This window comes from Bacillus sp. 123MFChir2 (assembly GCF_000383235.1).
Lineage (GTDB): Bacteria > Bacillota > Bacilli > Bacillales > Bacillaceae_G > Bacillus_A.
On the sequence record NZ_KB910972.1, the window covers coordinates 20,470 to 28,481 of the forward strand.

Below are 8,012 nucleotides of genomic sequence, written 5' to 3' on the forward strand. Positions count from 1 at the left end.
CATATAAACTTCCTTATAAAATTTTTCGAAATATTTTATCGCGGTATAAACCAAATGAAGCTGTTTCTTTTAATTTTCGGCTTTCGATCAATTGTTGAAAACGAAGTGATTTTGCCGTTAATTCCTCTTGTAATCCCCGTCTCTCTTCCTCATCATGGCAACACGCCAGTAAATCTTCAATTTTTAACATCTCTTTTTGCAGATGCATTTCTTCAGGGATCATTGATAGATCCTCTAATTCAAGAGGCCCCCCTTTTCCTGGCAGGTCTTCAAATTCACCATCTTTCAGCGCTTGCCGAATTTGTTTTTGCGTCATATCCGGCCGCAGTGACCATACTTCCTCAAGCGGTGTTTGCTCCGTGGCAAATTCTTCTTGTGCAAAATAAGCCGGGTTTACTCGCTCTCCTATTTGCACCGTTCCGCTTAAAGGCTGCAAATACCCAAGCAATGTTTTTAACATTGTTGTTTTCCCAATCCCGTTATAACCGACGATCGCAATTTTTTCACCGCGCTTTATTTGTAAATCAATTGGACTGAATAAAGGCTCTTTATAACCAATCTGCATATTTTTCGTCTCTAAAATTCGGCTAACAGGATCCAAATGTACCTGAAACATAAAACGCGGTTGCAACGCAGAAGTTAGCTTTCCGATTTGATTGATTTTTGCTAATACCTTCTCACGGCTTTTTGCTTGTTTCGCTTTACAAACTTTATTCTTTTGAATAAAACTCTTTAGTCGTTCCACTTCTTTTTGCTGCTTATCATACGCTACTTGTAATTGCTGTTTATGTTGCTCATAGTTTGTTAGGAATGTTTGATAATTACCAATATAGCGTTTCAGTCCTTTATGTTCTAAATGATAAATGACATTCGTAATTTCATTTAAAAACCTTTCATCATGAGAAACGACAATATAAGCATGTTCGTAATTTCTCAAATACCCCATAAGCCATTCAATATGCACGCTATCAAGATAGTTTGTTGGTTCATCTAGTAATAAAACATGCGGCTCTTCTAATAATAATTTTCCTAATAACAGTTTTGTTCGTTGGCCACCGCTTAGTTGTTCCACATCACGATCCATACCGAGTTCTAAAATTCCTAATCCCGCAGCGATCATTTCAATTTTTTCCTCAATATGATAAAAATCAGAATGCTCTAATACACTTTGTAATTCTCCGTATTGCACTAACAATTGTTCCAGGTTATCACCTGTTGCCATTTTCTCTGCGATTTGCAGCATCCTACTCTCGATATCATACAAGTGAGCAAAAGCACTTTGTAAATACTTCATAATTGTTGTGCCAACCTGTAAATCGATATGTTGCTGTAAAAAACCGATCTTCATATGAGGAAACCACTCAATCGTCCCCTCATCAGGAAGTAACTCTCCAGCTAATATACGTAGTAACGTTGATTTACCCGCTCCGTTGCTCCCTACAAGACCAACATGCTCACCTCGCAGTAATCGAAAGCCAATATTTTGAAAGATTATTTTATCCCCATACATATGGGTAAGATTTTCAACTGATAACATACTCATGTTACTCTCTCCTTTTCGCTTCATATTGAAAGCCAAACGAGAGAACAGTACAAAAAACAATATTCAATTCACTAAACGCAAAAATGGATAAGGCAAACACACCTCATCCATTACAAATTATTATCGCAAAAAAGGAATAAGGTTCTTTATCTACTGTCTTTCGGTTGGCTTTTACTCAAAAATTGGGCAGACTACTCCCTTATCAAGCCAAAACCATTTGAAGAACAGTTGATAAAGTCATCTTATCCTTTCACCTCTTTAGAAATTATTATTTGTGTATAGAATAAACTAAAATCATACATTTATTCTATTATATGCTACATTCTGCAAATTTGTTAAAATTCCTGCTTAGAATCCATAAAAACCCCTTTCTTTTTAAATGGACGAGAGCATCTGGCTATGTATAGAAGCGGTCAGAGCCCTTTTTCTGCCACATGCAATGTTTTTAAACAAAAAGAGAAAGAAAGTAGCGGACTCCCTTTTTTCTACATAGCAGCGACTTATATGTCGAAACATCAAAATAAATTTATATAATAAAAAACCCCTTAACAGTAATTGTATCAAAAACCGTTAAGGGGCAATATTTTATTTCCTCATATAAGGAGCCAATATTTTTAATATCGCTGTTTTATCTTCTTTTAACTCTTCTGACGTTAACATGTCCATCGTTCTTGGGCGCGGCAAGTTCACTTTCACTTCTCCGACAATTGTTGATGGTTGCTGTGACAGAATGAAAACACGATCTGATAACAAAATCGCTTCGTCTAAGTCATGCGTAACCATAATGATCGTTTGTTGCCCTTTTTTCCATGACTCTAGTAACCAGCTATGCACTTCCATTTTTGTAAATGCATCTAATTTTCCAAAGGGTTCATCAAGCAACATAATTGGTTTATCACATAAATACGTACGTAAGAAGCTAACACGCTGCCGCATTCCACCTGATAAAGCATCTGGGTAATGATCTGCATATTCATCAAGTCCAAATTGCTTTAATGCTTCCATACCAATGTCTAATCGTTTTCTTTTTGGTTGCCCTTCAATTTCTAACGGTAATACGATATTATGAAGAGCCGAACGCCACGGAAGCAGGAGATCTTGCTGCGGCATATAGCTCACAATATCACGATTCATAACGGATTGGTCTTCGTAAAGTACATCTCCATCATTTGCTTGTTCAATGCCAGCAATAATGTTTAATAACGTACTTTTTCCGCACCCGCTTGGTCCAACAAACGAAACAAATTCACCTTCTTGAACCGAGACATTCATATGCTCTAGCACTGTTTTCCCATCAAATGTTTTCGTAACGTCTTTTACTTGTAGTCCGTTCATTTTTCACTCGGAAGGAATTCGTTCGTAAAGGCCGCTTTCACATCAATTTTCTTTTTAATGACTTTATTGTCATATAAGAAATTCATATAATTCGTCCATACTTCTTCCTTCTGTACTCCCCACGCTTTCGCATCATCTTGGTATTTCGTACTTAACCATTTTTGGCTTTCTTGTACTAACTCTTTATTAATGTCTGGTACATTTTTAATTAAAATGTCCGCTGATGCTTGCGGCTCCTTAATCGCAAAGTTATAGCCATCTGTTGTTGCTTTCATAAACTTTTTCACAAAGTCTTTATCCTGTTTTGTATGTTTTTCACTAGTAATAATAACAGGGCTATAATAATCTAACGCTGGATTTAAATCTTTTAGCATAATCGCGTTTAGCTCAATACCTTTTCTCTTTGCTTCAATACCATCCCAGCCATAGTAGATCCATTCGAAATCAGCGTCACGACCAATAGATTTAAAGAAATCTGTTTGTCCAAGTACAACCTTTTGCACTTTATTATAGTCTGCTTGATGTTTATCCATAATTGTTTTTAAAGTAGCTTCTTCAGCTGGTGCTCCCCAACCGCCATATCGTTTTCCTTCAAATGCTTTTGGAGATGTGATGTTATCCTTTTTTAAAGATGCAAATGCAGATGTATTATGTTGAATAACCGCACCAATTGATACAACTGGAATACCTTCCACACGAGCTGTTGTTACGTTCTCTTGATAACTTACACCAAAATCAGCTTTTCCAGATGCAACCATTTGTTCAGCAGACGTATTTTCACCTGGCTGAATAATTTCTACGTCTAGCCCTTGTTTTTTATAATAGTCTTTCGTCTTTGCTACATATAAACCACTATGGTTTGTATTTGGAAACCAATCCAATACTACTTTTACTTTCTGCTCTTTACTCTCTTCTTTTTTTCCTGCTGAGCAGCCTGCAAATGTAAATAATAACGTAGCTGCTAATAACGCTTTTAACCCTTTTTTCATTTCTCTCCATCCTTTCTGTAAACCCATGGTGCTGTTAGTCTTGCCATAAATTCAACTATAAAATACAAGAGTAGCGTTACAAAGGCAATAACAGCAGCGATTCCAAACACACGAGCTGTTAAAAAAGATTTCGTCGCTCTTGTCAGCATAACACCTAATCCTTCACTTGCCCCAAGCCATTCTCCAATAATGGCCCCCATTACGCTATATGTAACGGCAATTTTTAATCCTGAAAAAAAGTATGGCAGTACTGCTGGAAACTTCACCTTTTGATAAACTTGCCACTTGCTTGCCCGCATTGTTTGCAGTAGCTTTAGCATCGCTTTGTCTACCGTTTGAAAACCTTCTAAAATACTAAGTGTAATCGGAAAGAAGCATACAAGAATAACAACCATTACTTTTGGCAGCATTCCGTAGCCAAACCAAATAATAAATAAAGGTGCGAGTACAACAATTGGAACGGTTTGTGAAATCACTAATAATGGATTAATTAACACACGGAATAATGGAATTACATCCATAATAATCGCAATACTCGTTCCAAGTACGATGGCAAAAAATAATCCTATGAAAACTTCTTGCAAAGTCTGCACCGTATTGGGAAGTAATAAATCTTTCATTTCTATCAGTTCATGTACAATTGCAGAAGGCTTTGGCAAAATCCACGGTTCAATATGGAATACCGAAACAGCCCCTTCCCATATTGCGATGAGAAGGAACAGCCAAATTGTTGTAATCGCTATGTTAGATTTCTTCTGTTTTTTCATGATCTTCACGATACTTCCACACTTTTTCATCAATTGTTACGCCTGTGCTTGGACGATAGTGAATTTTAATAGAAGTAATGACTTCTTCTGCCCCGTCATCTATGCAAGCTTGCTGCGCACGTTTAATAATGTCGAGAAGCTCATCTAATTCCCCTTCCATCGTCGTTTCCATCGCGCCAACTTCATAGCGCACACCTGATTGCTGAACAACCTCAATTGCTTTATCTACAACCGCATACACATCTTTATGCTTTGCTTGTGGTACAACAGAAAATGAAACTGTAACTTGCTGTGACATACTAAATTCCTCCTTATATTAAATAAATTTCGTAGCTACTCAGTTGCCTTATAAAAAAGACAGGAAAGCATTTTTTATAGGTGTGAGAGGGACTGGCCATGTATAGATGCGGTCAGGGCCTTTTCCTGCCACGCGCTACGTTTTAAAACAAAGAAAGATTGCGAGGTGCATTGTCATTTGTTTTTTCATGTCAGCAATCTATATGCTAAAAAATGAGTAGTTACATAAATTTCATACAAAAAAGGCTTTCCTGCCAAAAGCAGGAAAGCCTTATATACAAGTTATCATAGAATAACAATTACTACGATTCTTGATACAACTCCCTACGCTGGCATTATCCAGATCAGGTTAAGGGTCGATGTATTGTTACATCCTCTCAGCCACATAGGCTCCCCTGTTTCAATTCGTTTTCATTGTAGCACGTATTATTTTTATGAACAAACAAATTTATTTTTTTCCTGTAAATACTATTTCTAGGTACTCTTCATACAGGGAATTGTACTCAACAATTGATGTAGGGGGGTGAAATTTGTATGGGAATGGATGTCTTAATATCTCTTAATTTTGCATGAAATACCTATTCAATTATTACGTCTTGACTGAACTTCCATTCATGATGATTGTATTAGGTCTTGCTGTTATAAAAGTTGGTTATTTCATAAAAAAACAATTCTTTACCAAAGATAGTTGGGATGTGTTCTTTTTAATAGGTTTAGGGGTACATCCCATCGCTATCAAGCTAATAGTTTGGAGTATCTCCAAAATGGAAGTTTCACTCCATTTTCTCATTTTGGGATATTTGCTTTTCTTAGGTTGATGGTGATGGAGCGAGCTCCCAATTAGTACTCAAATAGGTAACACAAAAAGGGCATATTCCTTTTGGAATCGCCCTTTTCCCTTGAAAATATGTGTCCAGTTTATTGTGTTAGCCGGGTGTACTCTGGAAAACAACCCCCTATCAACTGATATCGGTTTTTTATTTTGCCGAGCGATACCGAAAAACTACTCCATTCAAGGTATCAGAAAGTATATCACACTATAGCAAAGATTTATAGTTGTTCTCTGTTTTTGGTTGTATTAATTTACAATATTTGTATTGACATGCTTTACCGCGTTTCGCTAGCACTACCCTATACCCATCAAGCTAGGATTTTGAAGCACACCAATTTTTTAAGTTAATGGAAATGTCTAGTGACCCCTATATAGTTAAAAAGACATATAAAAAGCAACAACTATACAGTTGCTGCTTGCTCAATTTCTTTTTTTATTTCGACACTTTTGATTTGATGGGCGTCTTTAGAAAGAATCTTAAATTCATATTCTTCACTTTTTATTGTCTGTCCTTCTTGGATATCATAATTCTGCATCATAATCCAACCACCAATCGTGTCAACATCTTCATCATTCATATGTAATCCTAGCAAATCGTTTAATTCACTAATGAGTACCTTACCTTCTACTACGAAATGCTGTTCATTTATTTGCTGAATGGGCGGACGTTCATCTTCGTCATATTCATCACGGATTTCTCCTACAATTTCTTCTAGAATATCCTCAATGGTTACAATACCAGCTGTACCTCCATATTCATCATATAATACAGCCAATGGAATACGCTTCTTTTGCATTTGCAGCAAAAGATCATGTATTGGAATGCTTTCAATCGCTTCTATTACTGGACGTGTATACGAGTGGATCGAATCGGATTCTTTAGTTTCTTTATTCATGTAACGAATAAAGAAATCTTTCACATTCACCATTCCAATAATTTCATCTTTGTCTTCTCCAAATACAAGATAACGTGTGTACTTTTCATGACGAATTATTTTTATATGATCTGCTAAAGAATTATCTACATGTAGCCCTATAATTTCCGTTCGAGGGACCATAATTTCTTTAGCAATACGATTATCAAATTCAAAAATATTATTGTATATAACTTAAATTCGCATAATTATTAGAGGTACTATGAGAAAATTGAGGTAGTTCAGACACCTATCCGAGTCAACATCTGATTCTAATAATGTTCCACCGCCTTGGTTAAATTATCTACATGCTATCATGTAACATAAAGCCACGTCAAACATTAAATTATTTTTTCTGAAAATTACCCCAGACCCTAAAAAGCCTCTGTAATTCAAAATTTTCACATCAGAGATATACATAAAAAACTCCTTATTTATATTCCCCAAAAGGGAATAATCCTTTTTAAACAATTATGCATCTAGTTTCATAGCACAAATTTTTTCATATACGACACAGAATACAAATTCCTTCCTAAAAATAAAAACCTGTCAAAACGACAGGTTTTTATTTTTAATCACCACTTGCACTTTATCAGAATCACGCTGCTATCCCATTTGTTGCTGATAGTAGCTTATCTTTTCGATTCATATCTTTACAAAAAAAAAGGACCAATGTTATAAAAACATCGGCCTAAACCAACCCTATCAGTCCGGTAACTGGCTAGCATAGTCATATTTGACCTTAGCTCCTATAGCTTTGCGACCTTGCGTTTCCACAAGTTTGCCTTTCTCGAGAACGAGTTGAACGATATGGGAGTTTTATGAGAATTAAATAATTCTCTGTCCACAGATTACAACATTTAAATCATTTTGTCCACTTATTTACACATATAAATATAAAACTTCAAAAAAACCTCTTGTAACATAATGTTAACAAACAGAGTAAATCACGTTTTTAATGTATTATATAATGAAAACAAAGCTAATTTTACATATTTATTTTCTATATATCCATTTAAATTTTTCTGCATAGAAGTCGCTGCTATGCAGAATACAATATGAGCGATTTTATTTTAAGCATCGCATGTGCTAAGAAAAGAATTGACCGTTTCTATGTGCGACAAAATGATCTGGTCTTCCCCAAAAAAGAAAAGTCTATTTATCCCGTATTAACGGACAGTAAAACTCCCACCTCAAATTTCAGCGAAAGCATTGTCTAGCTCTAGCGGCTCCCGCTTTTCTTAAGAAGTTAGGTGGGAGATAAACTGTCCGTAAAAGCCCGATTGGTGAGGGCTAATAATCAGTGGGGGATGAAGAAAACCCCCACTGATTAAA

5 protein-coding genes, 1 pseudogene and 2 riboswitches are annotated in these 8,012 nt (G+C 35.9%); all 6 genes and pseudogenes read right to left on the reverse strand.

Annotated elements, in window-relative coordinates; genetic code table 11:
• Window positions 1–13: 13 nt before the first annotated feature.
• Window positions 14–1,543: a DnaJ family domain-containing protein gene (locus H280_RS0119255; RefSeq protein ID WP_020062766.1), complete on the reverse strand. Its 1,530-nt coding sequence runs from the start codon at window positions 1,541–1,543 to the stop codon at window positions 14–16.
• Between the two features lie 585 nt (window positions 1,544–2,128).
• Window positions 2,129–2,878: an ABC transporter ATP-binding protein gene (locus H280_RS0119260; protein ID WP_020062767.1), complete on the reverse strand. Its 750-nt coding sequence runs from the start codon at window positions 2,876–2,878 to the stop codon at window positions 2,129–2,131.
• Window positions 2,875–3,867 (reverse strand): ABC transporter substrate-binding protein, encoded by a 993-nt coding sequence (locus H280_RS0119265; RefSeq protein WP_020062768.1) that lies wholly within the window; start codon window positions 3,865–3,867, stop codon window positions 2,875–2,877. Before H280_RS0119265 ends, H280_RS0119260 begins: the two co-directional genes overlap by 4 nt.
• Window positions 3,864–4,634, reverse strand: a complete 771-nt coding sequence (locus tag H280_RS0119270) for an ABC transporter permease (protein ID WP_020062769.1) — start codon at window positions 4,632–4,634, stop codon at window positions 3,864–3,866. The genes H280_RS0119265 and H280_RS0119270 overlap by 4 nt, the downstream gene beginning before the upstream one ends.
• A complete protein-coding gene (locus tag H280_RS0119275; RefSeq protein WP_020062770.1) occupies window positions 4,612–4,932 on the reverse strand; it encodes an MTH1187 family thiamine-binding protein in 321 nt (106 codons plus the stop codon). Before H280_RS0119275 ends, H280_RS0119270 begins: the two co-directional genes overlap by 23 nt.
• Window positions 4,933–5,235: 303 nt before the next feature.
• A riboswitch (TPP riboswitch) is annotated at window positions 5,236–5,338 on the reverse strand.
• A gap of 826 nt (window positions 5,339–6,164) precedes the next feature.
• Window positions 6,165–6,863 (reverse strand): annotated as a pseudogene (locus H280_RS23980) (hemolysin family protein); the annotation flags it as partial.
• Between the two features lie 523 nt (window positions 6,864–7,386).
• Window positions 7,387–7,473, reverse strand: a riboswitch (cyclic di-GMP riboswitch).
• Window positions 7,474–8,012 lie beyond the last annotated feature (539 nt).